The following is a 26491-nucleotide window of genomic DNA, read 5'->3' as shown; positions in this document are numbered from 1 at the left end:
TAACTTTACTACAAAAATTAATGATGTAACGGCCACGGTAGGACGGCAATCGTTCTATGTTGACGCGCAGAATGTGTTTATGTCTTCTCTGATTCTTGGTTTTGACGGCATTAAAGCCACAGCTCCGGTTGGCAATCTTAACCTGACCACAACGTTCGGCCACTGGATCAACGGAGTTACCTTTGACGGCGCTTCTGCCACAGGCAATCTGCAAAAATACGCCAACACCCTGGATGTAAGAAGCGTGTCAGTAGGATCCAAAGCGGGCAAGTTCGACTGGTCATTAGGATATTATGACTTGCATAATCCATCACTCGGAGTCGATCCGTTCAAATGGACGGTAGTAAACACCAACTATCTGTTCAGCCATAATATCGGCTTGAACAGCGAATACATTAAAAACAGCGCGAGCGATAGCGTGATTCCGTTCCCAGGCAAGAAAAGCGATGCTTATTCCATAAAAGTAACGATCGGTGATCAGAACCTCGACAAACCCGCAGCCCATAATTTCTCGATCAACTATGTCAATAAAGGCGCTAACGCTTTTGCCAACCAGTTCTCGGCGATGGGAGATTCCACCGGCAACAGTGATGCTGCAAACGGCTTAAACTTTGTTAACTGGGATCTTCAGTACGGCTATGCCTTCAGCAAAACCTTCAATACCGTTCTTCAGTACAGCCGAGTTATTCCGGAAAACGCAGGGGAAAGCGTCTCCGGCGCTGATAACCATTTCTTCCGCGCTGTATTGAATCTGAATTTTTAATAGTAGTAAGTCTTGAGAAAAGAGACTTGACTGTATAGATTTCCCTATACAAGTATTAGTCAAATACTATTAACTGGCCTGTGTTGGCAAATATAATAATTATGCTGGGAGGTGCGGCCCCTTTGCGCCGGCTATAAAAGCAGGGCTGCAAGGGGACCGCAGATTCCGTCTACAGAGATATAAGAGTAAAATGTGCCAAAATAGAGCGGTGTTACAAATAGTAACATTAATATGTGACATTGCCCAAAGCGGTAAGGTTGATATTTAATTCCCATTCTCTAAAATTTTGGCCTTTTTTGTTATTTTTCAATGCTTCAGAGTTTTCAGTATTGAAATTTATTTTGAACAATTAATATGGCACGTTTTTTGCACTAATAAATTATAAAGAGATTTAGCAGGAATCAAGCTTGGAAAAAATAATACGATGTGCAACTGAACGGGAAAGGGGTTAATGAGATGTTGGTGACCAATAAAGAAAACTTGTACCAGGCAAGAAAAAGCGGGTATGCAATTCCGGCAATCAATACGCAGGGAGGAAATTATGATATTATTTGGGCGGTTTGCCGGGCAGCGGATGAATTAAAGTCACCAATTATTCTGGCTCATTATGTTTCGACAGGCGCCTATTCCGGAAATGACTGGTTTGTCCAGGTGTCAAAGTGGTGTGCCAATAAAGTGTCTGTCCCGGTATCGATTCATCTGGATCACGGCGATAGTTTCGCCATATGCAAAGAAGCCCTGGAACTGGGCTTTACCTCCATCATGATTGACGGTTCAACAATGTCGATTAAAGAGAATGCCAAACTTACCAATCAAGTGATTGGCGAGGCCAAAAAATTTGATGTGCCGGTTGAGGCGGAAATCGGCGAATTGCTTCGTTTAGATGGGGCTGGACAGGCTTTAGAAAATAAAAATCTTGTAAACCCTGAGCAGGTAAAGGAATTTTTATCTTACTGCCAGCCGGATTCACTGGCCATCGGAATCGGAAATGCCCATGGGTACTATAAAGGGGAACCGGATATAAAATTAGAGATTCTCGAAGCTGTGAAAGAATTTACCGATATTCCACTGGTGCTTCATGGTTGTACCGGTATGGCCGAAGGCATAATAAAAAAAGCCATTAGTTTAGGCATTGCCAAAATCAACTTTGGGACGGAAATCCGGTATAAGTATGTGCAGCATTACAGTGAGGGTCTTAACACGCTGGATCATCAGGGACATTCCTGGAAGTTGTCGCAATATGCAAATGAAAAATTAACCGAAGATATTAAAGGCATCATTCGTCTGGCAGGTTCCGAAGGGAAGGCGTAACTATTAAAGCTAAGCTAGGAGGAGATTATTTTGAGCAGACAATTAAACCTCGGATTTATTACAACCTTATCCGGGAGATGGCCAAGAGAGCTTCCTGAGAAACGCAGGGAAGAATACGGAAGCTGGCTGCAGGATAAGCTGGCCCAGGTAAATATTATCAAAGCGGACCGGTTAGGCGATTCCCCGCAAGCCTTGGAAGCCATAGCCAACGATTTTAAAGCCAGGGCAGTGGATGCGATTGTTATGGTATATGGCGCCTTCACCGGGGACGATGCTCCTGCTTATTTGGCTGAAATACTGGGGGTTCCCATCATTTTATGGGCTCCCAAAGAGCCGGAATTTGATAAAGATACAAGGCTGTGGGCCAATGCGTTGGTGGCTGTCACTATGAATTCGGCTGCTTTGAAGAAATTGGGTCACACCTGTTATGCCGTTTATGGCGATAAAGAGGATCCCGCTACTGCCAGCAAGGTCATCGAGCTTGTGTCAGCCTATGCCACAGTTAAAAAATTGCGGGGAACCATGCTTGGACTGCTGGGATATCGTCCTACCGCTTTTTACAACTGCAGTTTTGATGAAAGCCTGATTCGCAAAGTTTTTGGTATCCGTATGGAAGAAACCGATTTGAAGGTTGTCTTTGATAAGATGGATAGCATTCCCCGGGAAATATACGAAAAAGATATGTCTCATATGGCCTCGGCCTATGCCACAGATCAATTGCCTGATAAGCATTTGGAGAATCACTCCAAGTTGTATCTGGCCTTAAAAGAAGTAGTAAAACAACAAGGCTATGATTTTGCCACCATCAAATGCTGGCCTGAAATGGGGAATTTACATACTACCCCCTGCGCCGTACTGGGCCGTCTGGCCGACGACGGGGTGCATATTGGCTGTGAGGGTGATGTGGATGCGGAAATCACCCAGATTGTCCAAAACTATTTGACGGGTTTGCCGACCTTCATCACGGATATGATTAATGTAGATGAAGCAAAAAATATTATGACCTTTTGGCATTGCGGCAATGCAGCTCCGTCTTTGCGTAATCCCAACCGGGAATACAGCATTAACAATCATCCGCTGGCAGGACAGGGTACTGCATTTTACGGCAGCTTAAAAGAAGGAAAGGTAACCATCGCCAGATTTTGCAATATTAACGGAACATACAAGTTGTTTTTGCTGCGGGGCTGTGCCGTGGATATGGACCGCTATACCAAGGGAGTTATGGCCAATGTGAAGGTTGAAACACCGGTAATTAAAATCGTGGAACAGATTTGGGAGGAGGGAATTCCTCATCATTACAGCATTGTTTGGGACGATATCGCTGACAAAATGATCTCTGTTTGCAAATTGCTAAATATTGAAGTGCTGGAAATGTAAACTATAGGCGCCTTTGAAATCCGCTCGAATACGGCGAAGAATCGAAAGGCGTAAAAAATACCGTGTTAGAAAAGGAGCTAAAAAATGCCAATTAGAAAAAGTTTTTTTGGCACGGCAATGAATGGCGAACCTGTACATTTATATACACTTACCAATAAAAACAGTTTATGTCTGGAAATAACCAATTTAGGCGGGCGCCTGGTCAGGCTGTTTTTGCCTGATAAAAATAATCAGTTCGCCGACGTCATAATGGGTTTTGACCGGATTGAAAGCTATCTCATTCGCAATCCATACTTTGGAGCATTGGTCGGACGTTTTGCCAACCGGATTTCCCATGCAAAGTTTGACCTGAACGGAGTAACTTATCAGCTTGATGTAAACGCGGGAGTTCATCATCTGCACGGCGGGCAGGGCGGTTTTGATAAATTAGTCTGGGATGCCTCCACGATTGTGGAAGAGGAGCAAGAAAAGCTGCTTCTAAAACTCAAAAGTAAGGATAACGAGGATGGCTATCCCGGCAATTTGGATGTTGCGGTGAAATATGCCTTAACCGATAAAAATGAGCTGATAATTGAGTACGATGCTGTTAGCGATAAAGACACTTATGTGAATCTGACAAACCATAATTATTTCAATTTGGCAGGACATTCCTCCGGTAGTATCCATAATCATTTCATTGAAATGAAAGCAAGTCATTACACCCCGACCGATGAATTTGGCATGCCTACGGGTGAAACCGCTCCGGTAGAAGGTACCCCTATTGATTTAAGAAAGAAGACCAGAATGGGGGACCGAATTCATAGCTTATTTCCGCAAATTATCAAGAACGAAGGATTCGACTTAAATTATATTCTTGATAAAACGGAAGAGTTTCAAAGTGTTTGCAAGGTTTGGGAACCGGATAGCGGGCGCACGATGGAAGTTTTCACAACGAAGCCGGCGATGCAGTTTTATACAGGTAACAATATAAAAAATAGCTTTGTGTTTGTTGGCAAACAAGGATATCTATATACGCAGCATTGCGGTTTCTGCCTGGAAACTCAATATAATCCCAATAGTCCTAATATTAGTACTTTTCCTGATGTTGTACTAAAAGCCGGCGAAGAATATAAACATAAAACCGTTTATGCCTTTGGCGTAGAATAGGTAAGCAAAACGGTAACGGCATTCATTTTGTAATCGTATCTATAGCTTCAATAACTATGTTAGTCATCGAAAACAGGTCCAAATAAAGAAAATACAAAGATGAGGAGAATTGTAAGTGGAAAATAAAAATTATTCACGTACTACCATGTTTGCCATAATATTGTTTGGTTCTGTAGGCGGACTTTTGTTTGGTTATGATACTGGAATTATTGGCAGTGCCTTAGTCTTTTTGAAGACACAATATCATATGACCCCAATGGAAGTATCCATGGTTACCAGTGCAATCATTGTTGGCGCATTTGTCGGCTCGCCGCTTTTTGGGACTCTGGCTGATAAATATGGCAGAAGACCGATTATCTTTATTATGGGCAGCGTATTTGCAATTGGTTCAATTGGGGCATCAAGGATCGATTCTTTAACTGCATTAATCATATGGCGTTTTGTCTTAGGTCTTGCTGTTGGCGGCGCGTCGGCAATCGTTCCTATGTATTTGTCTGAAATGGCTCCGACAAGAATTAGAGGGGCCATGGCAACATTTGACCAAATAATGATAAACACAGGTACAGTCTTATCTACCGTTGCCGGATATACGCTGGCAAGCTCAGGAAACTGGAGAATGATGTTTTTATTAGCCGTGATTCCCAGTATAATTATGATTTTAGGTATGGTATCAATGGCTGAAAGTCCAAGATGGTTGATTATGAAAGGACGCGTGGATGAAGCAAGGAAAATCCTGTTAAGAACAAGAACGCCGGAAGAAACGGAAGAAGAGATTAAAGGGATCGTCGCGATTCTATCGATCAAGAGCGAAGGCGGTATGAAGGAGTTTAAGAAACCTTATTTGAAAAAGATCTTGATTATGGGTTCTCTTGTTTTATTCTTTCAACAAATGACCGGTTTTAATATTATGGTGTTCTATTTACCGACAATCTTAATCGGAATGGGGATTGCCGCCAAGAACGCAATCGGGTTTACCGTCGCTTTTGCATCGTTAGGTATCGTTGCAACTTTATATTGTGCTAAGATCGTAGATAAAGTCGGCAGAAAGAAACTTTTGGAACAGAGTAGCCTTGTTATCGGTTTCTGTCTGCTGGCAATGGCAATATCCTTATGGATATTCGGCAACGATGTCAAACATGTTATGTTTGTTGCCATACCCGGTTTGATCCTTGTAAGAATTTACTTTAGTACCGGGTGGGGCGCCGGGGCATGGATTTACGTCTCCGAAATATTCCCTATCAGAGTAAGAGGCTTGGCGACAAGCAGTGCGGTTTGTACAAACTGGTTTGGAAACTTTTTGGTTGCATTTACATTCCCGCTGCTGTTATCAAGTGTCGGTTTAGCCTGGTCCTATTTTATATTCTTCGTTTTAAATATGATAAGTTTTGCATATACCTACTATAATTTATATGAAACTAAGGGACAAAGTTTGGAACAAATCGAAGGGCATTTCCGGGAGAAATACGGAGATCAAGTCGGCGCTTAATAAACTTGTGTCAATGCCAATTGAAAATGTATATTTTGCCGGATGAAAAATGTTCAACAACATTCCACCACAATCGTTCACCGGGAACTCTGCCAAGAGCTATCCCGGTTTTTCTTTGTTACAGTATGTAGCATTAAAATGGAACAGTGCTGTGTTACAATTTGGAACGCGAAAATAGTGCATCCTTAGGAGTAAATACTATATTTAGAGATTTTTCTTATATTTTACTCTATTCTTGTACCCTACAATCCGCATGATTAATTTGGCATGCATTTTGCATTAAATTATTACAGATTGGATACGAAACTGCAAAATAAGTTGTTAACTATTCTCTGCAGCAGGAAAAAGGGATTATCTTATAAGAAGGAGGAGGAAGTATCGAAATCTATAAGCTGAAATGCGTTTACTGCTATTTATAATGGCTTTAATATGGAGTATATGATGGCCGTAAGGAGACTTGGTAATGAAACATATTTTTGTTAATTTAAAACGCTTTGAAGTTGCACGCAAATTCGGTGGATTATGCGATGTGGATATACCGGAAAAGTGGATACAAAACGTGCTGGAAGAATGTATTAACCTTGGCCTCGGTGAGATTTCCAATACTCAAATATCATTTCTTTTGCCGGAGGCGCTAATTATTCCGGCAGTTAATAAGTTAAAAGAATTCCCTGGCGAAAAGACTGGAATGATAAATATCGGGTGTCAGGGTGTTCACAGAGAGGATATTAAGGTTGGCGGGAATTTTGGCGCATTCACTACCGTTTTTCCTGCTACAGCAGCGAAAACAATTGGCTGTGAATGGGCAATTATTGGCCATTCGGAAGAACGGAAAAATATCCGGGATATTATGGAGCATGGTCTTAAGAGCAGCGGTAATTACCCGTCTGAAGCAACTTCTGAGGCAGTGAATAAACTTATTAATAAGGAAGTCTTAGCTGCATTAGGCGCAGGATTAAAGGTCCTTTACTGTATCGGAGAAACAGCAAACGAGCGAGGGGATGGAACATTTGCCGAACAGGCCGGGCGCATAAAGGCGGTACTGCAAAAACAACTCCAGCTTGGTTTGCACGGCGCCATAAATGGGCTGGGTAGTAATGTTGCTATCGGCTACGAGCCGATTTGGGCAATAGGACCGGGTAAAACACCGCCCGATGCCGCTTACATTGATTTTGTATCCTCTTTTATTAAGGCAGAGGTTAAGAAGCTATATGATTCAGAAATTGCGGTTGTCTATGGCGGTGGACTGAAAGAGGAAAATGCCGGAGATATTGCGCAAGTGAAAAATATCGATGGCGGGCTTGTTGCATTAACCCGCTTTACCGGGCAGGTAGGTTTTTATTCCGAGGACCTGAAAAAAATCATTGACAAATATTTACAATAATGGAGTGTTAATAATGAAACGAATTGAATTTGAGTATGGGCATGGAACCCTGGAAGCTTTATTACCCGAGAATACTGATATTTTTCTTCCTGGAGAAACGGTTGCGGATCCTCCTTTTATCAATAATGTGGAAGAAGCCACAAGAGAATCAATCTTAAATCCCATCGGCGTTTTGCCAATAGCCAAACAGGTAAAAAGAGGATCCAAAGTAGCTATTATTTTTCCGGATAGAGTAAAGGGTGGAACGCAGCCTAATGCCCATAGAAAAGTAGCGATTCCAATTATTATCGATGAATGCCTAAAAGCAGGCGTAGAAAAGAAAGACATAACGCTGATCTGCAGTAATGGACTACATCGAAAAAATACAAAAGAAGAAATCAGATCGTTATTGGGAAAAGAAATTTTCGATGGATTCTGGTATTCGCATCAGATTGTTAACCATGATAGCGAGGATTGGGAAAATCTCGTGGATCTTGGTTATGACCGGCATAACAACCGGGTTATAATGAATAAGCAGGTTTATGAATCGGACTTGGCAGTTTTGATCGGACATACTTTAGGAAATCCCTATGGCGGATATTCAGGCGGATATAAGCACTGTGCCACGGGAATCACACACTGGAAGAGTATTGCGTCACATCATGTGCCGGATGTAATGCATGGAAAAGATTTTACGCCGGTTAGTAATCATAGCATGATGCGCAGCAAGTTTGATCAAATCGGTCAATTCATGGAAGAGCGTATGGGGAAAAAGTTCTTTGTTTGCGATGCAGTTCTGGACACCTATCAACGTCAAATAGCCATATTTACCGGATATGCCAAAGAAATTCAGCCACTTTCCTGGGAAATTGCCGACAAAAGGACGTATGTCCCCTTCGCAGAAAAGAAGTATGATGTCCTGATTTTCGGTATGCCGCAAGCTTTTCATTACGGAAACGGCATGGGCACCAACCCTATTCTTATGATGCAAGCAATATCTGCGAATATCATCCGGCATAAGCGGATTTTGAAAGACAATTGCGTAGTTATTTGCTCATCGATTTGCAATGGATACTTTCATGATGAAGAGTTTCCTGCTTACCGGGAGGTTTATGATTTATTCCAAAAGGACTACAACAATATTTTGCCGGATGTGGAAAAACAGGGTGAATTTCTGTCCAATAGACAAGAATATATTGATAAATACAGGTTTAACTACGGATACCATCCCTATCATACATTTTCCATGATTTCTTGCGGACACATTGCGGAAATGAATTGCTCGGCAATATACATTGTTGGTGCGCAGGTTCCCGGATATGCAAGAGGAATGGGAATGAAAACAAGAGCGACCTTTGAGGAAGCACTGCAAGACGCAACGAGGTATGTGGGAAGTAATCCGAATATACTGGCTCTGCCGAAGAGTTTCAAATTAGCGGCGGTTCATTTAACGATGAAGGAAGAATAATCTATAAGTTCTGGATATGTTGATCCAAGACACAAGGAGGGTATAACAAAGTGCCTATTGCAACTTTAAAGGATGTACTAAAGTCTGGTCAGGAAAAAGGGGCAGTCGGAGCTTTTAGCACCTACGACTTATTTACCGCCCAAGGAGTGATTGCCGGGGCGGAAAGGGCAGGGCTGCCGGTAATTACCATGGTTGGTGCGCCGGTACTTGACAAGCCTGGAAATGAAGAAGTGGGGAAGATTGTCGTTCAGCTTGCGGAACAGGCCAAGGTTCCGGTAGTCGTGTTATTAGACCACGCTAAAAGTTTTGAAAGCTGCGTGAAAGCGATTCGTCTGGGATTTAGTGCAGTTATGATCGATGGTTCGCATTTGAGCATTGAGGATAATGTAAAAGTGACGAAAAAAGTAGTAGAAGCCGCAAAGGCTGTTGGCGTATCCGTTGAAGGGGAGTTAGGCGCATTGGCAGGCGCAGAAGATGGTGAGACCGTCATGCGGGCCAAAATGACCAATCCGCTTGACGTTCCCAGTTTTGCTGAGGCAACCGGTGTGGATGCGTTGGCTATTTCGATAGGCAATGCCCATGGCTTGTATAAAGGCAAGCCAATGCTTGATTTTAATATTTTAGAAAAAAGTTGCGCTTCTACTGAGACGCCGCTGGTATTGCACGGTGGAACAGGAATAGACCGCAAACAGTTTGCCCGGAGCATTCAGTTTGGCATGAGAAAAATTAACATCGGCACTGAGATTAAAGTGACTTATATGGATACCTTTACTCAATTGCACACCGGAAACCGGGAAGCCTATGATTTAATCGGAGTGCCGCAGGCTTGTAAACAGGCTGTGGCCAATGTGGTTGAGAGTTATGTACGCTTCTTTTCTAACGGATGGAAGGAGGAAATATAATGAAAAATATAACACTTGACTGCTCCAGATTGCATTCCTATATCAGTAATGATGAATTGAATCAGGTTCTTACTGAAAACAAAGCGCTTATACAAGAAATTCTAAAACCGGTAAAAGAAAACAGCAATGATCTGGGTTGGGTAAATATAGATGGGATTGCAAACCATGAGCTGTTAGCTGACATTAAGGAAAAGGCAAAAGAGATCAGAGAAAAGGCCGATGTATTTCTGCTAATCGGCGTCGGCGGATCGAATCAGGGGGCACGGGCTCTTATTGAAGCATTAGGGGATAGTAAGGTTGAGATTTTATACACTGGCAATAATTTATCACCTAACTATCTCCATAAAATTATGGCTAAATTAGATGGCAAATCGATATATGCCAATGTGATTGCCAAAAATTTTGCAACCCTTGAACCGGGAATCGTATTTAGAGTGATTCGAAATTATATGGAGAAACGGTATGGCGAAGAAGAAGCAGGGAAAAGAATTATCGCCACAGGCTCACTAAATAATAGTAGTCTTGAGATGCTAGGCAGAAAAAAGGGATATACTTTGCTGCCATTTCCCCTGGATGTGGGGGGAAGGTACTCGGTCTTGTCTGCCGTGGGCCTTTTGCCAATCGCTGTGGCCGGAATCGATATCGATGAGCTGTTACAGGGAGCCAAGGCCATAAAAAATAGAATACACACGCAGGAGATAACGAAAAATGACGCTGTGGTGTATGGGGTAATTAGAAATATTTTACTTAGCAAGGGCTATCATATTGAGATTTTGGCCCATTTTGAACCCTTGTTTACCTATTTTTCCAAATGGTGGGTGCAACTTTTTGGCGAGTCTGAAGGGAAAGCGGGTAAAGGCATTTATCCAACGGCTTGTTCCTTTTCAGAGGATCTCCATTCATTAGGCCAGTATATCCAACAAGGCCAAAGGATCTTATTTGAGACTTTTCTTAATCTTGAAGACCAGGGTTCACAATATATAGTTCCTCACGAAGAGTCTGATGATGACGGTTTTAAGTATATCGACAGTAAGGATTTTGCTTATTTGAATAAAACGGCTTATGATGCTACAGTACAAGCTCATTCATCAGGAGGCGTTCCTTGTGTTGTACTTAATGTACCACAATTGACGCCATACTATTTTGGACAACTATTTTACTTTTTTGAATATGCTTGTTATATCTCTGGTTCAGTATTACGAATTAACCCCTTTGATCAACCCGGAGTAGAAGCGTATAAGGAAAAAATGTTCGCCCAGCTTAAAACGAAGAAATAAATCTGGAAGATATAATAATTAAATGGGTGGTAGGTAGAAATGAGTCAAACAAAGAGTGCAAATTTGGCTGTTGTCCATGGCGGAGGGCCAACCAGTGTATTAAATGCCAGTCTGTATGGTGTGATTGAAGAGGCTAAAAAACATGGAGCAATTAGCGGAATATTAGGAGCAAAAGGCGGTATTGCCGGTATACTGAAGGAACAATTTATCGACTTTAGAAAACAGTCGGCAGAGAATATCGAACGATTGCCGTTTACGCCTGCCTCAGCGATTGGCACTTCCAGAAAAGAACTGTTTGAAGAAGACTATGAAAATATTGTTAAAATCCTAGTCAAGAATAATATCAAATTTTTATTGTTTAATGGCGGCAACGGTTCAATGGATACATGCGGGAAAATTTATAAGGCTGCCAAACGGTTTGATATTAACGTAATAGGCATTCCTAAGACAATCGATAATGATATTGCAATTACAGATCATTCGCCGGGATTCGGTAGTGCTGCCAGGTATATTGCCGCTTCCACGGCGGAGGTGGCAGAGGATGTCAAAGCGATGCCAATCCATGTATGCGTTATTGAGGCAATGGGCCGAAATGCCGGATGGATTACGGCTGCGTCCGCTTTGGCCAGAAAAAATAAAGAGGATGCTCCCCATTTAATTTATCTGCCTGAGAGGCCATTTAATCAAATGGAATTTTTGCAGGATGTCAAAAAACTTTATGACAAGCTTGGCGGTGTAGTCGTTGTTGTTAGTGAAGGGCTAAAAAATGAAAAAGGGGAATCCATTGTACCGCCGTTATTTACGCAGGGACGCAGTGTATATTTCGGTGATGTAAGCGCTCACTTGGCCTTAATGATTGTTAAGGAATTAGGCATAAAAGCAAGAAGTGAAAAGCCGGGAATCTTTGGCCGGGCATCCATTGCCTATCAATCTTTTATAGACCGGGAAGAGGCGAAATTTGCAGGAGTATGCGCGGTTAAAGCATTGCTAAAAGGAGAATCAGGGAAGATGGTCGGATTTTCCCGGGTTTCTAATTCTCCCTATAAGTGTAACACCATCCTTATACCGATAGAAGAAGTAATGATGCATGAAAAAAAGATGCCCGATAACTTTATTAATGACAGAGGAAACGATATTACCGAGGCGTTTATAGAGTATTGTCAACCGCTCATTGGTGAGGCGCTGCCGCAGTTTACAGACTTTAGATAAAGTTGCAAGTGTAACGAGCCTGGCTAGCCGATAACTGTTTCCCGTCCTAGTAGCTGACAAGATGCTGAGATGTAGGAGTGCGAAGTATGGATAATAAAAAAGTTACTGCCGTCTCTGTTATGTTGCTATTATTATCACTAGTTACTATTTGGTTTGTTGAGAGCAGGCAAATAATAAATATAGTTCAAAGTTTTGTAGTTTTAAGTTTTTTTTACATGATAATCAAGCGATTTGTTCTCAAGCTAGATGGAAATACAGGCATTAATGAAGTGACTCAATTAATAAAAACGGGAAATTTAAGAAAAAAGCTGGTGAGTACTCACCAGCAACATGAGGATATTCAGTATATTTTTAATGAGTTTATCTTGATTACTAAGAAATTTCGCAAGGCAGTGAAAGACATTGCCAAGTTGGCAAATGTCGTGAGTGAAACGGCGAATGATTCCGTGGAACTGTCGGAAGGGATGCTGACTGCAACCGGCGCGGTGGCAAAAGGCGCTGAAGCGCAAGCTGGGGATACGGAGTCCTGTTTGCGGACCATTTCGGTTCTTTCCGGTAAATTTGACAACGTATGTACTGCCGTAGAAAAAACGGAAAATAAAATGCAATTACTGCTAAATGAAAGTAATTCAGGAAATGTAAATGTACAGGAAACCATTCAAAAGAGTAAAGAGACCCAGACAGTCTTTTTAAACGTGATCGACAGGGTGGAAAAGCTAAAACAAAGTGCGAATAATGTCAATGTCATTGTAACGACAATTACCGGTATTGCCAATCAAACCAACCTGTTGTCGCTAAACGCTTCGATTGAAGCGGCCCGTGCCGGAACGTCAGGCCGGGGATTTGCCATAGTAGCCGAAGAAATTAGAAAACTATCGGAACAAAGTTTTCAGTCAGGACAACAGATCAGCCAAATTATAAATTCCATTAAGACCGAAATTGAATCTACAACAGAGTTGATAGAGACAACCGGGGAAAAAATTGAGATACAGATGAAGTTTATTGCTACGGTAAGCGACGCCTTTGCCACCATTACCCGGAGTGTTAGGGAAGTGGCTGAACAGCAGGAAGTTGTAAAGGATAATATGCAAGAACTGGGGGATATGAAAAATATATTGACCGATGCAGTCATTAACATCGCAGCCGTAGCGCAGCAATCAGCAGCGACAAGTGAAGAATCTGCTTCGATGAGCATGCAATTGAAGCATGCAGAAGAGATACTCTATAATCTGGCCGAAAAACTAAAAGATACAGTCAGCGATACGGAATTATATATAAAAAGATATGACATCGAGGAAGAGATTGAACAAAAGACGAAAGTAGCCTTGGTCACAGCCAGTCCGGAAAATAACGAATTTCAACGAAAAATGGTCGAGAATGCAATTAAAACAGCAGAAAAATATGATTATGAATTGGTAGTGAAATACCCCCTGCAATCAACCTTGGAAGCGCAGCTTAAAATTCTTAAGGAACTCGAAATGACGGATATAAACTATCTACTTCTTGTTGCGGCGACGAAAGAAGGCGTAGCCGATGTGATTGACAGATTGCTTGCCAAAGGGATTAAAACCATCTGTATTGATTCCGATGCGCCAGGAAGCAAACGGTTATCATATATTGGCACGGACAATTATGGAGCAGGTAAAAACATGGGCAAGATTATCGCCAAGCATCTTAAGGGCAGTGGGAATGTAATTTTAAGCGCGCCGAATGATACCAGTGAAAATATGAAAGAGCGAATCCGCGGGGCGAGGGAAGTATTTTCCGGATATCCCAATATTAGAATTGTAGCATCGCAAATTGGCTTTCTTGATCCCGACGAAAAAGCGATGGCTATCGAAAAGGTAATTAAGCAGCAGCCGGAATGTGACCTTATAGCAGGGTTCAACGCTAATTTATTTACTAAGGCCATAGAAAAACTGGCCCCAAAAGGTCATTTAACCGGGAAAAAGATTGTGGGCTTTGATAACACGCCCAGCAATCTTACGGCTATAAAGGCAGGGGTGTTGGATGCCATCCTGGCGCAGCGGCAGGATATCTTTGGAGAAATAGCACTTAACCGGATTTATGAGGCTAGCCGTGGAAAAACCTTGAAAGATGTTGAGCTTCTGGATACATACGAAATTAATAAAGCTAATGTTTCTGCCGTTACCGGCAATTATGGGGAGAGCTTAAAAGATGCATAAGGGCGATTCGTCCGCTATAGCGAGTAATCATTGACACAAGGCAATCTTTAACCTGGCCGGTTTTATCGAACCTTATTTGGAGATGAATAAATTTGTTGCTAATGATGCTATATATTTTTATGGTAACATTACTCGCCGGACTCCTGCAAGCGATGACCGGCTTTGGCTTTGCTTTGATTGCCGCACCCCTGCTTATGTTGGTAATGAACTCGAAAGATATGGTTGTCTTCAATCTTTTGATATCGACTATTGTTATTGTAATAATGATATGCCAAACGTTAAGCAAGGGCCAATTTAAAAAAATCGGTATTCTTTTTGCAGTAAGTATTATTGGAACATATGCCGGCACAACTGTAATGGGAATAATTAATGATGATATTTTAGAAATTTTTATTGGAATTGTGCTGATTCTTGTTACTTTAGCTATGAATTCTAAAGTAAATATTAATATGGCTAACCATACGCTAGCTAAAATGGGAGCCGGCTTTTTTAGTGGTTTTTTAGGAGCTACAACCAGTCTCGGCGGCCCTCCGGTAATTTTATATATGATGAGTCAAAAAGAAGAAAAAGAAGTTATCAGGGCAAATTTGGCTCGTTTTTTCTTGTTAAGCAATATTATTACCATAATCATGTTTTATTTTTCGGGGAATTTACAAATAACGCATTTAAGTAGTTACCTATGGGTTGCTATTCCTGCAACTTTGATTGGTCACTGTTTGGGCGACAGAGCATTTTCTTTAATAAAGAAAAATAATTTTCAGCGAATTGTTTTGGGAGTCGTTTTATTAAGTGCGGTGGTAACAATTTGTCGTGGAATATGGCAAATTGTGCAATAATCTGCGACCTGATTATGACAATTAATTTCCGGGTCTAATCGCCTATATTGAGGCAGATTTAAGATCATACAGTATATAAAGAGGTGCTATATGAAGCAAATGTTGTTCCTAGGATCGTTTCCCGCTTCTTATTTTGTCCGCCATCCGAAGTGGAAGTGGTTTATTCTGTCCACAGTTCTCGTAGGTGCAACCATGTCGGCTCTGGATGTCAGCATTGTCAATGTTGCGATGCCCACCCTTGAAAATGGTTTTCAAGTGGATTTGGCCACAATCGAGTGGGTTGCTATGGCATACATGCTGACCTTGACCATATTTTTGCCTTTGTTTGGCCGTTTGGCAGATATGATGGGCCGGACAAAGTTATATAATATGGGGTTCGTTATTTTTGTAATTGGGTCCGCCTTGTGCGGCATGGCCTCAACTGCCGGCTTTCTTATTGGTGCCCGGATTGTACAGGCTATCGGCGCGGGATTGCTGCAAGCCAATTCGGTGGCAATTATCACCGAGGCATTCCCAGAGAACGAATTAGGACGGGCTATTGGTCTGCAGGGGGCGACCCAGGCGGTTGCTATGGCCATCGGACCATTTTTGGGCGGAATCTTAATTACAACAATCGGCTGGCGATCCATCTTCTACATAAACGTACCGATTGGCGTTGTCGGTACTATCGCCGCGCTGTACATTCTGCCCAAGAGTACTGTCCACAAAAAAGAAAAAATTGATTACTGGGGTACTTTGTCATTTTCGACCGGCTTAGCTTTTCTGATCTTAGGTTTTAACCAGGCCGGCAGAGCGGGATGGACATCTGTTACTATCATCAGCTACTTTTCGATAGCAGTCGTATTGTTGACAGCTTTCTTGATTGTCGAAAGAAAAGTTGCCTGCCCAATGATCGATTTAAGTTTATTCCGGCAATGGACCTTTTCGTCAGGAAACCTAATGGGATTATTTTCTTACTATATTCTGTTTGCCGTACTTTTCTTTATGCCGTTCTATTTTGAAAGGATTCTAAAACTAAGTCCGGCTATGGCTGGTTTATATTTAACTGCAGTTCCTGTAGCGATGGCAGCTATGGCGCCTATTTCCGGCTATGTAGCCGATAAATACGGGGCGAAAATCATGACCACTTCCGGCATGATTGCTTGCGCCTGCTCAACATTGCTGCTGTCATCAATAGACCACCTCGCCAATTCCTATATCCTATGGGGGGCGTTAATTACTTTGGGCATAGGTATGGGATTGTTTACTCCTCCCAATAATAGCTGTATTATGTGCAGCGTTCCTAAAAATCGACTGGGGGTAGCGGGTGGTATCCTCAACATGATGCGTTCTCTGGGCCTAATTTTTGGAGTCGCTTTATCCGGCTTGTTGCTTATGCTTGCCCAACAGCATTATATGACGAATCATCCGTTGGAGCCGGGTATAACTTCTTTGTCCCTTTACGACTCGGCTTTTTTGTATGGGTTTCGGTTAGTTATGCTGACTTTGGTTGCCATCAGCTTAGTTACTGTTGGATTGTCAGTTTCAAAAAATCGACAATAAAAATGTGCAAAAAGAAATAAACTTCTGCTCCAATATGTAGAATTTGGGCAGGAGTTTTGTCTGAAAACTGTTAGGGGGACGGGGTTAATGACACCAGTGTGTCGATAACCCCGCCCCCCCTGACACTATTTATCATGAGATTCATGATGTTCAATTAATATATCTATTGTAAGCCGAATATGCGCGTTGTAGAGATCAAGTGCGCGGTTACTGTCGCGTGCAAGCACCGCCTGCATTAATGTTTTATGCTCTGCAACTATCGGACGATTATTCTCACGCGGAATAGACCAGTTTCTGTAAAGTTCACTCATATTCCATAAACGGTTACAGATATCTAGCAATACAGGGTTATCACACGCTTCAATTAGCGCGCGGTGGAATTTACCATGTATTATGGACCAGTCATCATTTACACGAATATTATTATCCATAGAATATTTAGGGATTTGTTCTAAATGATGATGCAGTGCAACTATATTTGACTCCCATAAAACATCACCTTTGGAAATCGCTAATTGTAATGCTACTCCCTCGTTAATTCTGCGAGCTTCAGTAATATTTTCTAAATCTGATATAGAAAGAGTCATCACTGTAAATCCATAGTTTGGACTTTGCTTAGCGAGTCCCTGAGCTGCCAAACGTGTCAATGCTTCTCGTATCACAGCAGTGGATACGTTAAACCGTACGCGTAAATCCGCGGGCATCAAGGGAGTACCAGGAGAAAGACGACCTGATAATATATCGGTGCGGAGCTGTAAAAAAACACTTTCAGTTAAGGTTAAAGACCCATTTCGTTTTGACATAGTTAAAAAACCATCCTTTTTGAATAAGACTATGTATTTTAAAAACATAGTCTTATTACTTTTGATATATTATCAACAGTTTATAGTATACACAATATTTGTTTAAAAGTCGATTATCGTAAAAGAATCGATTCTCATTGACTAAAACGATTGTGCGGGGTATACTGACTTTAGTGATACTAATGTTGCGGCATTTGTTGCAACTAAAAAATTAGGAGGATGGTTATGAGTAAAGCTTTTTTTGCAAAGTTACCTAAGGTACCAAGTTTTAAAGTTACGAGCAAAGATGTTAAAGATGGTGAGGCATTTGCATTGCCTCAATTTTCTGGAATATTTGGAGTAGAAGGCGGTCAAGATATATCGCCGCAATTGTCTTGGGCCGGAGCACCGGAAAGGACGAAAAGCTACGCTGTAACTATATATGATCCCGACGCACCAACTGGGGCTGGATTTTGGCATTGGGCAGTTGCTAATATTCCTGCAAATGTAACCGAATTACCAACTGGAGCCGGAGATAACACTGGTTCGAAATTGCCCCAAGGAGCAATTCAACTTCCCAATGATGCACGTGCGGCAAGATTTATAGGAGCTGCTCCACCAGTTGGACATGGAGAACATTTATATGTAATAGTTGTTTATGCGTTAGATGTTGAAGATATAGGTGTACCTGCTGACGCAACACCGGCATTCCTTGGATTCAATATGAGTGGACATACTCTTGGACGCGCAGTTATGACTGCAACAGCAGAGATAAGGTAATTTCAATAGCTCGGCTATTATAAAAAGATAAGGCGGTGAAAGAGTATGAAGTTAGTCAATTTTAAAATAGGTGGAGAAATTCGTTTAGGAATTAAGGCGGATCAGGGTATCATAGATGTAGAAAGGGCAGCAGCTATTAATTCTTTTGCTGTACCTACTACTATGGAACAAGTAATTGAAACTGGAAAAAAAGGCTTACTTCAGTTAGCTGAATTGATGAAAAAAGAAGTGCAAACCATATCAGAAGATCAAATTACTTATGCACCAAGTGTGGCTAACCCTGAAAAAATCCTTTGTATTGGATTAAATTATTTGAGCCATGCTAAAGAATGTAACATGGTTATTCCTGAATCTCCAGTATTGTTTAGTAAGTACAATAATGCATTAGCCGCTCACAAGCAGATGATTCAACTTCCTAAATTAGCAGAGAAATTTGACTATGAGGCTGAACTAGTTATTGTTATTGGCAAAGAAGCTAAGAACGTTTCTAAAGAAGACGCTCTTTCTTACGTATTTGGCTATACTGTTGGCAATGACCTAAGTGCCCGTGAACTTCAATTTCGTACCGGACAATGGTTATTAGGAAAAACATGTGATTGCTTTGCGCCAATTGGTCCGTACTTAGTGACATCTGATGAAGTGGATCCTTCCAATCTTGATATCAAATGTGAAGTAAATGGAGATATTCGGCAATTTTCAAATACTCGTGATATGATTTTTGATTGTGCCAAAATTATAAGTTATATATCGCAATATATGACTTTAAAACCAGGTGATATCATTTTTTCTGGAACACCAAGTGGAGTAATTTTGGGTTATCCTGAAAAGGAACAATGTTGGCTGAAGTCCGGAGATAAAATTGAGGTTTCCATTGAGAAGATAGGCACCTTAATAAATATGCTAAAATAGTTGGATCCTTTTTTTGTATTTGCAGAAGGAAATTTTAGGAAGTAAGGCGAATGGATTTTTAGAAATCCGGCTAGGGTAACCACTGTCCCAGCCGAAATATTGGGGTGATTTTATGAAACCTGTTTTCCTGGTGGTCGATGTCCAACAGAAATTCTTTGAATATGGGCCCGAAACCGCGACTTCGCTGCATAAAGCAGTCTATTTTATTAACGAAGCGCTCGCGTTTTTCCGGGAAAAGAAGCTGCCAATCATCGTTGTACAGCATATCGACGAGGCAGAAGGCTTAGTCCCCGGTACTCCGGGCTTTGAACTGCCCGAATCGCTCAAGATTCTGTCCACCGACCGGCGCATTCATAAAACGTATGGCAACGCTTTTACCAAAACCGAACTGGAAACAGTACTGCGTAATCTGGGCGTTGATACGGTCATTATTAGCGGTTTTTGCGCCGAATACTGCATTCTGTCCACCTATCGCGGCGCGTTGGATAAAGACTTTACCCCCGCCTTGCTGCGCTGGACCCTCGCCAGTATAAATCCGGCAAACATTCCTTTTGTCGAGAGCATCAACGACACCATTTCGCTGAACATCTTGAAAAAGGCATTGGAATAGAGATAGACAGGACAATAACGGACGAAGCATAGCACCTTCCGGCCGGGTTGTTGATAAGTCTGCTGACAAAGTATAAAGGGACAGGAATTGGGACGGTTTTATCGTCCTTACCCTGTCCTTTTGACACGGCTACCATAGGGGGAAGATCTTTTGGACCTTTAACGGCATAATTAACAATTATCTAATTGACGAAAGGCTTGACCATTGACTATCATATAGATATATAGATAATAATCAATAAATCTAATCAATAAATCTAATCAATTATGTGCATCAATGCTTACCGATCTATCGGTTTCTAAGGCTCAGACGGCGAGATTATGAACGGGGTGCGGTCGGTTCTCAGCAAGATAAAAGGCTGGATTATTAGAACATTTGGAGAAATGAGTGAGCTAAGGTGAAGGAACAAGCCGAAATTTTTAAAGCATTAGGGGACCCGGTCCGGCTGGAAATTATAAAACTGCTGTTGGGAAAAGAATTGTGCGTCTGTGACATCTTGAGCGTCTTTAAAGTATCGCAGCCAACCATTTCCCATCATTTGAGGGCACTCAAATATGCTGGATTGGTCAATGACCGGCGAGATGGGAAATGGATCTACTATAGCTTAGTCCCGGAGACATTTGCGCAGGTGAGCGCGCTACTTCAAGAATTTGCGGAAAAATCGGTGATCAAGGAGCAATGCCGCATCTGTGAGCCGGGTGTTCAAAATAATTGCGAAGGTTTCAAAAAATTATTATAAACCGGATGGCTCGCCAAAAAAGCGGTTCATAAGCAGGAAGATTAGCCTACGGGAGAAATTGTACAATTAATTTGAGAGGAGTATTGTTATGGAAAAGGGTCCTGTTGCCGGAGGATGCTCATGTTCTTGTAACGGCGATACGCAAAAAAATGAAAACCATTGTTGTAATCAAATGCCTTCAGCAAATATCAACGGAAAATATATGCCTTGGATGACCGGAGAGATAGAAACTTCCGCAGGAAAAAAATTTCGAGTGAGTACTGAATATACAGTAAGTGATAGGCTTGGAGCATGGAAAGCGCGATGGGGTATTGGGAGGATGAACTATAAAATTCCGCCCGGTTTATATGGAGTGGGGAATCCCGATGCCGATTCCTTGGTGCTGGTCTCGGCTAACTATAAGATGAGTTTTGACCGGCTTCGCTCTGAACTAAAAGGCCTTAATCTATGGATTCTGGTGTTGGATACTAAAGGCATCAATGTTTGGTGTGCAGCTGGAAAAGGAACATTCGGGACCGAAGAGTTAGTCAATCGCATTAGCCTGGTGAAACTTTCGGAGATTGTGACCCACCGGACTTTGGTAGTGCCCCAGTTAGGGGCTCCTGGCGTATCTGCCCATAAGGTATTGCAACTGTCGGGTTTTAAAGTGGTGTATGGCCCGGTAAGGGCTGCAGATGTCCCTGCATTTATAAGTGCAGGATTGAAGGCTACTGCCGCCATGAGGGTAGTTCGTTTCGATATGCGTGATCGTTTGGTACTGGCGCCATTCGAATTGGTCAGTACCATCAAACCGGCGCTTATTTTGATCGCCTTTCTTTTTTTGATGAACTTGGCGGTAGGAAAAGAAGCTTTTACCTTGGGTCTGTTAAGCCATACCATGATTGACTTTATTCCCTACCTGGGAGCTATTTTAACAGGAACAGTTCTGGTTCCTCTGCTTTTACCGTACATTCCAGGGCCGGCTTTTTCCTGGAAAGGATGGCTGATGGGGCTATTATGGGCGGGGGTATATGTCTGGTGCAGTGCTTCTCAAGCAAGCTGGGGTTATGGTCTATTTTACTGTTTGATTTTACCTCCCATTGCTTCCTATCTTGCGATGAATTTTACCGGCTGCAGCACCTATACGTCTCTGTCCGGCGTGGCAAAAGAAATGAAATTTGCAGTACCGGCCCAGATTATTTCCGTAGTGGGTGGAATAGCACTTTGGGTCGGCAGGTTGTTTCTTGGATTTTAATGTAAGGGAGAATGAACCGTGATAAGACATACATATTTGAAAAACGTTGTGACTTTGACGCTAAATGCGAATAAGTGTATCGGATGTGGTATGTGTTTGAATGTATGCCCCCATAAGGTCTTTGGGTTGAATTCAGGTAAGGCTTGGATCAGTGACCGGGACCGGTGCATGGAATGTGGAGCCTGCGTTCGAAATTGTCCTGTTGAAGCGCTTGCGGTTAAGGCCGGGGTTGGTTGTGCCGCAGCCATTATACAAGGGAAGTTAAAAGGAACCGCTCCTTGTTGTGGTGGGTCGGAAGGAAATAAATCTTCTTGCTGTGGTTAATAAGATTGTCCCCTGTTCATGAATGTGTAAAGATTTCTGTTACCGTTAATCTCACTTTATTTTTGATCACAAAAAAAACAGTCTGGATGCCGAGAAAAAAGCATTCAGACTGTTATATATAATGAGAGGGGGAACTCTCATGCACGCATTTTTTCAAACTCAATTAGGGGCTGTCCTGTATAGACTACATGCTACATTATCCTGATTAGTATCACCCTAACTTTTAGTTAACTTGTTGTTATGTGTTAAATTTATCACAAATGTTTCCGTATTTCTATAAAGATTGTCTGAAAAGGTAGTTTCTTAGTCTAAAAATACCAATATAGCATATAAAAATCCTAATAATGCGTTTTGTGCGATACCTTTGAGCAAAACGTAACAGGCACTACGGACTTTGTGATTCCGTAATGCCTGTTTTTATATAAATATAATCAGCTAACCTACCTGTATAATATTTAGCTGTGCCCCGACGCTCGGAGCTAAGGATAGGGTCAACGCGACAGCCGAGTTATTACGCAACGTCAAAACATCACCGGCGGCTAAGGTTAGCATCGCCGTACCGCTCAATTCGCCTGTAGCTATTAAAGCTGAAACTGGCGTGGAAGCATCTACCGTACCATTTACTGCCAGGGCAATTTCGGAGCCAACCCCCGCTGTGATAGAAAGGTCGTAGCTTATTTGATAGGTTCCGGCATTAGTAACAGTAATTGTCGTAGTACCGGCTGTATGGCTTATATTCGCGAGTGGACCGTTATTGCTGAAGGGAACGTCAGCCCCGCCGAGAACTGTTGCATCGGCAATAGTCGCCAACTCATAAACATATCCATAGGATGCGACCCCTGTACCGGTAGCGCCGGTAGCGCCGGTAACGCCGGTAGCGCCGGTAGCGCCGGTAGCGCCGGTAACGCCGGTAACGCCGGTAGCGCCGGTAGCGCCGGTAACGCCGGTAACGCCGGTAGCGCCGGTAGCGCCGGTAGCGCCGGTAACGCCGGTAGCGCCGGTAGCGCCAGTTGTGCCGGTAACGCCAGTTGTGCCGGTAGCCCCGATAGCTCCTGCGGGGCCAGGATCGCCGGTCGGGCCAGTAGCGCCGGTAGCTCCAGTAACCCCGGTAGCTCCTGCGGGGCTAGGATCGCCGGCCGGGCCAGTAACCCCGGTAGCTCCAACAGCTCCAACTGCCCCGGCAGGTCCCTGTGGTCCAACAAGTCCTTGTGGTCCGGCAGGTCCCTGTGGCCCAGGAGGTCCAGGGGGTCCAGGAGGTCCTACTCCTACAATAAAGGTAGGGTCATGATGATGGTGGTGATGATGCCGCTCTTCTTCTTCTAAAGTGGTTTCTTGTGACTTTAAATCATCATCAAGGTTACTCATGGAACCACCTCCTAATTTAATGATTCGACTGTTAAGATAGAAATTACATAATATTATATGTGATAATAACGATATGTGCCTCTGCAATGAATAGTAGTAATATAAAAAAGTGATAATTCTTCAAGTACTTTCAGAAAGATGTAACTGTTGTTCAATTGTATGCTACATATTACGGTCATTCGATTGCTTATCAGAAGCAATAAATTGTTGCAAATATTTTCTGTTATGGTCTACTGCAGGGAAATCTGGATTAAAGACAGCGGCTGCTTCATTATGCTGATTGGCAAGAACGTATTCTCCTATCCTGGAATAGCATACACATAGTTGAATATGAGGCAGCCAGGTATAGCAGGCGCAATTGGTTACAGCCCAAGGGTTTGGAGGTTTTCCAACTTGAATTGCTAGCCTATACCAGAATATGGCCTGATTTATTACGTTTTGTTCAAGAAAATAGTAACCCAGACGACAGCAAAATTCGGCTCGGGGAACGTCATATTCAAACGATTTAAAAATATATTTCAATTGGTTGTTACTGTCTTTAATAGCGTAGAAACAATCGCAAAGTTTTCCGCATGCGGCAATATTGTCCTCAACCCAACCTTGTTTTGTTGCTAAAAATTTTTCATAATATTCAATGGCCCGGTTATACAATTTATGGTCCGATAATTCGTTAGCAAAGTAATATAAATCTCGAGGGGTAAAAGTATCACCATTTAGTAATCTTTTTTCATAAATACACAAATTTCGATAAGCATCATGCGTATGCGGTTTATGATAAATTGCAATATCACTGTTTAAAACATTTCCATATACCTCCAGATATTCATGAACGGCACCCACCCAACGGAATCTTTTCGTTGTCTTGACTAATCTATTTCTACGAAGTTGGCAGGTAACATTTCCACGCTCATCAAATGCAAGATTATACAGCATACTTACTGCATCGACATCAGAGTTTAGGGCCATTAAAATTTGATGAAATTTATTATAGTCCTCAGGAATCAAAACATCATCGGCATCTAACCAGAAGGTGTAGTCCCCATTCGCTAGGCTAAAAGCATAATTTCGCGCTGCTGAAAAATCGTCAATCCATTTAAAATCGTATATTTTATTAGTAAATTGGCTTACTATTTCTTTTGTTTTATCTGTAGATCCGGTATCTACTATAATAATCTCGCTCATAAGCGGGTAAACCGAACTGAGACAACGTGCAATATTTTGCTCTTCATTCTTAACTATCATGCAAAGACTAACCGATATGGGCAATGCAGATATAGCCATTCGGCTCCTCCCTGTGACGTTTATTATGCTAATTTGGCCGGCGACAATCATTCATTCCATCTAATAAGATTGGGGTTTTGTTCAAGGATAGAATCATATTGTTCTTTAATTCCGTATTTTGCATCCGGGTCTAGCGTCTTGTAGCGGGCATATTTTGCTAATTTCAACTCTGGAGTGGACCAACCTAGATGCTTTATACGGATTTCGCTTTCAAAAGAACTTAAGCAGTGAATATTTGACGGGAAACGGCCGCAATGTAAAGGAATTTCATTCCAACTATACTCGAAATTCGGATTGTAACGCACTAAAAAAGTCCGATAATATTTATGGGCACACCAATAAGCATCTTCTCGATAGTGTTCTTGGTCCCACATGTCATAGAGGCGAAACTTAACTATGTCAATATACGGGTTAGTAATATATTTATAAATTTCTAAGGCAATACGGTCCTCGAACAATTCGTCGGCATCCAGTATTAGAATCCAATCCGGGTTTTGCTGAATTGTTAATTGCCATAACTGTTTGCGCAAGATGATTTCATTGTTAAATTGCGGGAATTGATTGCTGATAATTTTATGGGGGACTTGAGCAAGAGCTTGATGGCATAGTTCCACAGTGGCATCATCACTGGCATCATCTAATAAAACGGCGGCATCAATAAATTTAGCCGTTTGTTTAAGAACAATATCTAAAAACTTTCCTGCTTCATTTCGAACTAACATGCCTAAGATCAACCTGGGTTTAGTTGGACGGTAATCCGGAAAATTGTCGAGCTTGTAAAAATGCAATAAAGATAATTCCGATTCCCGGTAAATATGGAATGGGGGATAGTGTGTATCGGCAAAAAGATCAAAACCGAGGGCTGCGGCACGAATACAAAAATGCCGGTCTTCGCCGATTAATTGCAAATTGTATAATTCCTGAAAGCTTACTCCGGCTTCGAGTGCCTTACGGCTGATTAGGGTACAAGCTCCGATCCCGCCAACTTTATACGTACCCGGAATTCTTAATCTATTTAGAAATTGGAATGACCGGGTGTTGATTTCAACTTCACTAAGAGTTTCGGTCCTCTGCTTCGCGTAGAGCTCATATTGCCCCCAAAGCCAGACTTGTGGCAAGGCAGGACTTTGGGGATTCCAACTGGTCCAATAGACTTCAGATATGATATCTTTTCCTAGACTTATTAAGTGAATAAGTGTGTCTGGATGTAACACAAGATCCGAATCCACTAGAAAAATATAATCGCAATTCTCCAATTTTGCCAAAGCAAGCAGTTGATCTTTATATGTAGCTACTTTCCACATTAGTTGTTCCGGCCAATAGTGGGTAATTTCGTCTCTTAAATATTCTCCGTCCGGCTTTCCTGCAATCAAAGTAGTTTTACTATGCTGCCGGGCAAATTCCTTTAACTGGGTGCTGGGCTCTTCATGGTCATCAACAAAGGCATACTTTACATCAAGAGTTTCTGTCTTCAATTGATTTAAAGACCAGAGGAACTCCTTTAAGATCATCGGTTTTTGTCTTACCGGGCTTGCAATCATAACATTGGTCATATCATACTCCTTTCTTGATAAGAATTATAAGGTTATCGTTCGAATGGA

23 protein-coding genes are annotated in these 26491 nt (G+C 42.0%); 19 read left to right on the top strand and 4 right to left on the bottom strand.

Annotation, left to right across the window (positions count from 1 at the left end; all coding sequences use genetic code 11):
• The 13 genes from LUCIF_RS26120 to LUCIF_RS14800 form a co-directional block, all read left to right on the top strand.
• On the top strand, positions 1 to 763 hold a 763-nt coding region (locus LUCIF_RS26120; RefSeq protein WP_165866014.1), incomplete at its 5' end, for a hypothetical protein.
• Positions 764 to 1219: 456 nt separating this feature from the next.
• Positions 1220 to 2074: a class II fructose-bisphosphate aldolase gene (locus LUCIF_RS14855; protein ID WP_122628672.1), complete on the top strand. Its 855-nt coding sequence runs from the start codon at positions 1220 to 1222 to the stop codon at positions 2072 to 2074.
• Positions 2075 to 2104: 30 nt separating this feature from the next.
• Complete coding sequence (locus LUCIF_RS14850) at positions 2105 to 3451, top strand: L-fucose/L-arabinose isomerase family protein (RefSeq protein WP_122628671.1); 1347 nt, start codon at positions 2105 to 2107, stop codon at positions 3449 to 3451.
• 84 nt (positions 3452 to 3535) lie between these two features.
• Positions 3536 to 4597: an aldose epimerase family protein gene (locus LUCIF_RS14845; protein ID WP_122628670.1), complete on the top strand. Its 1062-nt coding sequence runs from the start codon at positions 3536 to 3538 to the stop codon at positions 4595 to 4597.
• Positions 4598 to 4712: 115 nt separating this feature from the next.
• Entirely contained in the window at positions 4713 to 6083 is a 1371-nt protein-coding gene (locus LUCIF_RS14840) for a sugar porter family MFS transporter (protein WP_122628669.1), read from the top strand.
• A gap of 463 nt (positions 6084 to 6546) precedes the next feature.
• Positions 6547 to 7467, top strand: coding sequence for a triose-phosphate isomerase family protein (locus tag LUCIF_RS14835; protein WP_122628668.1), 921 nt, complete (start codon positions 6547 to 6549; stop codon positions 7465 to 7467).
• 13 nt (positions 7468 to 7480) lie between these two features.
• Positions 7481 to 8914, top strand: a complete 1434-nt coding sequence (locus LUCIF_RS14830; RefSeq protein ID WP_122628667.1) for a lactate racemase domain-containing protein — start codon at positions 7481 to 7483, stop codon at positions 8912 to 8914.
• 50 nt (positions 8915 to 8964) lie between these two features.
• Complete coding sequence (locus LUCIF_RS14825; protein WP_122628666.1) at positions 8965 to 9816, top strand: class II fructose-bisphosphate aldolase; 852 nt, start codon at positions 8965 to 8967, stop codon at positions 9814 to 9816.
• Positions 9816 to 11093, top strand: a complete 1278-nt coding sequence (locus tag LUCIF_RS14820; protein ID WP_122628665.1) for a glucose-6-phosphate isomerase — start codon at positions 9816 to 9818, stop codon at positions 11091 to 11093. The genes LUCIF_RS14825 and LUCIF_RS14820 overlap by 1 nt, the downstream gene beginning before the upstream one ends.
• Positions 11094 to 11132: 39 nt before the next feature.
• Entirely contained in the window at positions 11133 to 12302 is a 1170-nt protein-coding gene (locus LUCIF_RS14815) for a diphosphate--fructose-6-phosphate 1-phosphotransferase (protein WP_122628664.1), read from the top strand.
• A gap of 86 nt (positions 12303 to 12388) precedes the next feature.
• Positions 12389 to 14488, top strand: coding sequence for a substrate-binding domain-containing protein (locus LUCIF_RS14810; protein ID WP_122628663.1), 2100 nt, complete (start codon positions 12389 to 12391; stop codon positions 14486 to 14488).
• A 119-nt stretch (positions 14489 to 14607) separates the two neighbouring features.
• Positions 14608 to 15324 (top strand): sulfite exporter TauE/SafE family protein, encoded by a 717-nt coding sequence (locus LUCIF_RS14805; RefSeq protein WP_165866013.1) that lies wholly within the window; start codon positions 14608 to 14610, stop codon positions 15322 to 15324.
• Positions 15325 to 15414: 90 nt separating this feature from the next.
• Positions 15415 to 16866 (top strand): MFS transporter, encoded by a 1452-nt coding sequence (locus LUCIF_RS14800; protein ID WP_122628661.1) that lies wholly within the window; start codon positions 15415 to 15417, stop codon positions 16864 to 16866.
• Between the two features lie 125 nt (positions 16867 to 16991).
• Here the strand turns inward: LUCIF_RS14800 and LUCIF_RS14795 are convergent, their stop codons facing one another.
• Positions 16992 to 17669, bottom strand: coding sequence for a GntR family transcriptional regulator (locus tag LUCIF_RS14795; RefSeq protein WP_122628660.1), 678 nt, complete (start codon positions 17667 to 17669; stop codon positions 16992 to 16994).
• Between the two features lie 225 nt (positions 17670 to 17894).
• On the opposite strand from LUCIF_RS14795, the gene LUCIF_RS14790 reads away from it, so the two are divergent.
• The 6 genes from LUCIF_RS14790 to hgcB all read left to right on the top strand — a co-directional run bounded on the left by LUCIF_RS14790 (position 17895) and on the right by hgcB (position 22244).
• Positions 17895 to 18428, top strand: a complete 534-nt coding sequence (locus LUCIF_RS14790; RefSeq protein WP_122628659.1) for a YbhB/YbcL family Raf kinase inhibitor-like protein — start codon at positions 17895 to 17897, stop codon at positions 18426 to 18428.
• A 45-nt stretch (positions 18429 to 18473) separates the two neighbouring features.
• Entirely contained in the window at positions 18474 to 19337 is an 864-nt protein-coding gene (locus tag LUCIF_RS14785) for a fumarylacetoacetate hydrolase family protein (RefSeq protein ID WP_122628658.1), read from the top strand.
• Between the two features lie 112 nt (positions 19338 to 19449).
• Positions 19450 to 19947, top strand: a complete 498-nt coding sequence (locus tag LUCIF_RS14780) for a cysteine hydrolase family protein (protein ID WP_122628657.1) — start codon at positions 19450 to 19452, stop codon at positions 19945 to 19947.
• A gap of 397 nt (positions 19948 to 20344) precedes the next feature.
• Positions 20345 to 20686, top strand: coding sequence for an ArsR/SmtB family transcription factor (locus LUCIF_RS14775; protein ID WP_122628656.1), 342 nt, complete (start codon positions 20345 to 20347; stop codon positions 20684 to 20686).
• An 88-nt stretch (positions 20687 to 20774) separates the two neighbouring features.
• The gene (gene hgcA, locus LUCIF_RS14770; protein ID WP_122628655.1) at positions 20775 to 21920 is read left to right on the top strand and encodes a mercury methylation corrinoid protein HgcA; all 1146 of its coding nucleotides are present in this window, start codon (positions 20775 to 20777) and stop codon (positions 21918 to 21920) included.
• Positions 21921 to 21938: 18 nt separating this feature from the next.
• Entirely contained in the window at positions 21939 to 22244 is a 306-nt protein-coding gene (hgcB, locus tag LUCIF_RS27020) for a mercury methylation ferredoxin HgcB (protein ID WP_207857747.1), read from the top strand.
• 435 nt (positions 22245 to 22679) lie between these two features.
• Here hgcB and LUCIF_RS14760 read toward each other — a convergent pair whose 3' ends face one another.
• The 3 genes from LUCIF_RS14760 to LUCIF_RS14750 all read right to left on the bottom strand — a co-directional run bounded on the left by LUCIF_RS14760 (position 22680) and on the right by LUCIF_RS14750 (position 26443).
• Positions 22680 to 23609, bottom strand: a complete 930-nt coding sequence (locus LUCIF_RS14760; RefSeq protein WP_122628654.1) for a collagen-like protein — start codon at positions 23607 to 23609, stop codon at positions 22680 to 22682.
• A 162-nt stretch (positions 23610 to 23771) separates the two neighbouring features.
• Entirely contained in the window at positions 23772 to 24890 is a 1119-nt protein-coding gene (locus LUCIF_RS14755) for a tetratricopeptide repeat-containing glycosyltransferase family 2 protein (protein ID WP_207857745.1), read from the bottom strand.
• Positions 24891 to 24937: 47 nt separating this feature from the next.
• Positions 24938 to 26443 (bottom strand): glycosyltransferase family protein, encoded by a 1506-nt coding sequence (locus LUCIF_RS14750; RefSeq protein ID WP_122628653.1) that lies wholly within the window; start codon positions 26441 to 26443, stop codon positions 24938 to 24940.
• Between the last annotated feature and the right edge of the window lie 48 nt (positions 26444 to 26491).

The organism is Allolucifera butyrica, from assembly GCF_900476375.1.
Lineage (GTDB): Bacteria > Bacillota > Negativicutes > Sporomusales > UPPP01 > Lucifera > Lucifera butyrica.
The sequence above is the reverse complement of the archived record's forward strand: the minus strand, read 5'-3'. Positions and strand labels throughout refer to the sequence as shown.

Bases quoted from the DNA above. Each gene is read 5' to 3' on its own strand.
- LUCIF_RS14855 (WP_122628672.1), top strand. From the start codon at position 1,220: ATGTTGGTGACCAATAAAGAAAACTTGTACCAGGCAAGAAAAAGCGGG.
- LUCIF_RS14845 (WP_122628670.1), top strand. From the start codon at position 3,536: ATGCCAATTAGAAAAAGTTTTTTTGGCACGGCAATGAATGGCGAACCT.
- LUCIF_RS14835 (WP_122628668.1), top strand. From the start codon at position 6,547: ATGAAACATATTTTTGTTAATTTAAAACGCTTTGAAGTTGCACGCAAA.
- LUCIF_RS14830 (WP_122628667.1), top strand. From the start codon at position 7,481: ATGAAACGAATTGAATTTGAGTATGGGCATGGAACCCTGGAAGCTTTA.
- LUCIF_RS14820 (WP_122628665.1), top strand. From the start codon at position 9,816: ATGAAAAATATAACACTTGACTGCTCCAGATTGCATTCCTATATCAGT.
- LUCIF_RS14815 (WP_122628664.1), top strand. From the start codon at position 11,133: ATGAGTCAAACAAAGAGTGCAAATTTGGCTGTTGTCCATGGCGGAGGG.
- LUCIF_RS14810 (WP_122628663.1), top strand. From the start codon at position 12,389: ATGGATAATAAAAAAGTTACTGCCGTCTCTGTTATGTTGCTATTATTA.
- LUCIF_RS14805 (WP_165866013.1), top strand. From the start codon at position 14,608: ATGGTAACATTACTCGCCGGACTCCTGCAAGCGATGACCGGCTTTGGC.
- LUCIF_RS14800 (WP_122628661.1), top strand. From the start codon at position 15,415: ATGAAGCAAATGTTGTTCCTAGGATCGTTTCCCGCTTCTTATTTTGTC.
- LUCIF_RS14795 (WP_122628660.1), bottom strand. From the start codon at position 17,669: ATGTCAAAACGAAATGGGTCTTTAACCTTAACTGAAAGTGTTTTTTTA.
- LUCIF_RS14790 (WP_122628659.1), top strand. From the start codon at position 17,895: ATGAGTAAAGCTTTTTTTGCAAAGTTACCTAAGGTACCAAGTTTTAAA.
- LUCIF_RS14785 (WP_122628658.1), top strand. From the start codon at position 18,474: ATGAAGTTAGTCAATTTTAAAATAGGTGGAGAAATTCGTTTAGGAATT.
- LUCIF_RS14780 (WP_122628657.1), top strand. From the start codon at position 19,450: ATGAAACCTGTTTTCCTGGTGGTCGATGTCCAACAGAAATTCTTTGAA.
- hgcA (WP_122628655.1), top strand. From the start codon at position 20,775: ATGGAAAAGGGTCCTGTTGCCGGAGGATGCTCATGTTCTTGTAACGGC.
- LUCIF_RS14760 (WP_122628654.1), bottom strand. From the start codon at position 23,609: ATGAGTAACCTTGATGATGATTTAAAGTCACAAGAAACCACTTTAGAA.
- LUCIF_RS14755 (WP_207857745.1), bottom strand. From the start codon at position 24,890: ATGGCTATATCTGCATTGCCCATATCGGTTAGTCTTTGCATGATAGTT.
- LUCIF_RS14750 (WP_122628653.1), bottom strand. From the start codon at position 26,443: ATGACCAATGTTATGATTGCAAGCCCGGTAAGACAAAAACCGATGATC.